Origin of the sequence: Microbacterium sp. BF1 (genome assembly GCF_019279095.1) — a bacterium.
Lineage (GTDB): Bacteria > Actinomycetota > Actinomycetes > Actinomycetales > Microbacteriaceae > Microbacterium > Microbacterium maritypicum.
Map to the genome: position 1 here is coordinate 1 of NZ_JAGYWT010000440.1, position 2,046 is coordinate 2,046.

Here is a 2,046-nt window from a genome sequence, read left to right on the forward strand (position 1 = left end):
GCGGCCACCGTCGAGCTGGACCATCGGGCGCAGCTCCGGCGGGATCACCGGGACGACGTCGAGGACCATCGCGGCCGGGCTCATGCCGGTCTCGAGGAACGAGCTGACGACCTTGAGGCGCTTGATCCCGTCATCCGCGAATCCCTCGACGGCTGACCGCCGCAACGACGCGTGAGCACGCCCACCCGAGGGGGACGTGCTCACGCATTCGGGTGACTCCGGAAATCAGGCCTTCGCGAGTCCGTAGATCGGGCTGACGGACTGCTCCTCCTCGTGATCCGGTCCGAGCGGGATGCCCGAGCGGTCGCGCAGCAGCAGCGTGGCGATGAGACCGAGCACGGTCATGCCCGCGAGGTACCAGGTGACGGCCTGGGTCGACCCGGTGGCGCTCACGATGGCCGTGGCGATGGTCGGCGCGAAGGCCCCACCGGCGATCGCGCCGATGGCGTACGAGATCGAGACGCCGGAGAAGCGGATGCTCGCCGGGAACAGCTCGGCGTACAGCGCCGCTTGCGGTCCGTACGTGAAGCCGAGACCGATCGTGAGGATCGCGAGCCCGGCGAACAGCAGACCGATCTCGCCCGTGTTGACGAGCGGGAAGAGGGTGAAGACACCGACCAGCTGCAGCACCCAGCCGATGACGTACGTCGTGCGACGGCCGATGCGGTCGGACAGCCAGCCGGCGAGGAGCGTCGTGAGCAGCCAGGTGACCGCGGATCCGGCGACGGCCCAGAGGACCGGGCCTCGCTCCAGGCCGATCGGCCCCTCCGGGTTCGTGGCGTAGCCCTGGATGTACCCGCCGGTGGTCATGTAGCCCACGGCGTTGTTGCCGGCGAAGACGAATGCGGCGATGATCACGAGCAGCAGGTGCTTGCGGAACAGCTGAGCGATCGGCATCCGCGCCTTCTCCTTGCGGGCTGCGAGCTCGGTGAAGACGGGGCTCTCCTCGACCTTGCGGCGCACGTAGTAGCCGACGAGGATCAGCACGACACTCAGCAGGAACGGCACACGCCAGCCCCAGGCGAGGAACTGGTCGCCGGGGGCGATCACCGTCATCAGCGCCATCACGCCGGAGGCGAGCAGCAGACCGAGGGGCACGCCGATCTGCGGCGAGGCACCGAAGATGCCGCGCTTGCGGCGCGGAGCGTGCTCGACGGCCATCAGCACCGCGCCGCCCCATTCACCGCCCGCCGAGATGCCCTGGATGATGCGCAGCAGCACCAGCAGGACCGGCGCCATGATGCCGATCTTCTCGTAGGTGGGCAGCAGACCGATGAGCGCGGTCGCGGCGCCCATCAGGATCAGCGTCCACATCAGCACGGTCTTGCGCCCGAGCTTGTCGCCATAGTGCCCGGCGAGGAACGCGCCGAGGGGGCGGAACAGGAAGCTGACGCCAACCGTGGCGAAGCCGATCAGGGCGCTGTTCTCGCCGAGCGGGGCGAAGAAGAGCTGTCCGAAGACGAGCCCGACGGCCGTCGCGTAGATGAAGAAGTCGTACCACTCGACCGTGGTGCCGACGACGGTGGCGAACACGACGCGGCGTCGATCGGCCGCCGTCGCGATGGTTCCGGTGGGCGTGAACCCAGCCTGTGACTGCCCGCTCATGGGGTGTCTCCTTTGGTTGTGACCGCATTGTCACGGCGTGCAGCGGAATGGATCCGAAGTGCTTGCCGAGGGGTGAACCGATGATATATGATTTCGAATATGACGCACAAGGCGTCCCGCACGACAACGCAGACGAGCGCGAGGAGGCGCCCCGTGACGGAGAAAATCGACCGCCCCGGCAAGATCATCGCGATCCACCTGAGCTATGCCTCACGCGCCGATCAGCGCGGCAGACGCCCCGCCTCGCCCTCGTACTTCTTCAAGCCGGCCAGTTCCGTCGGCGTCTCCGGAGGCACGGTCGAGCGACCGGCCGGCACGGAGCTGCTCGCCTTCGAAGGGGAGATCGCCCTCGTGATCGTCACGGCCGCGCGCCGCGTCTCGCTCGACGAGGCCTGGGGGCACGTGGGGTGGGTCACCGCCTCGAACGACCTCGGACTGTAC

The 2,046-nt window shown here is 68.2% G+C and carries 3 protein-coding genes; 1 reads left to right on the forward strand and 2 read right to left on the reverse strand.

Annotated features, from left to right (window positions below; genetic code table 11):
• A partial coding sequence (locus KZA10_RS13350) for a hypothetical protein (RefSeq protein WP_218683122.1) occupies positions 1 to 204 on the reverse strand: 204 nt, incomplete at its 3' end.
• 21 nt (positions 205 to 225) lie between these two features.
• Complete coding sequence (locus KZA10_RS13355) at positions 226 to 1,605, reverse strand: MFS transporter (RefSeq protein ID WP_141386335.1); 1,380 nt, start codon at positions 1,603 to 1,605, stop codon at positions 226 to 228.
• A 153-nt stretch (positions 1,606 to 1,758) separates the two neighbouring features.
• Here KZA10_RS13355 and KZA10_RS13360 point away from each other — a divergent pair.
• The coding region (locus KZA10_RS13360) for a fumarylacetoacetate hydrolase family protein (RefSeq protein WP_218683123.1) at positions 1,759 to 2,046 on the forward strand (288 nt) is incomplete at its 3' end.

Bases quoted from the DNA above. Each gene is read 5' to 3' on its own strand.
- KZA10_RS13355 (WP_141386335.1), bottom strand. From the start codon at position 1,605: ATGAGCGGGCAGTCACAGGCTGGGTTCACGCCCACCGGAACCATCGCG.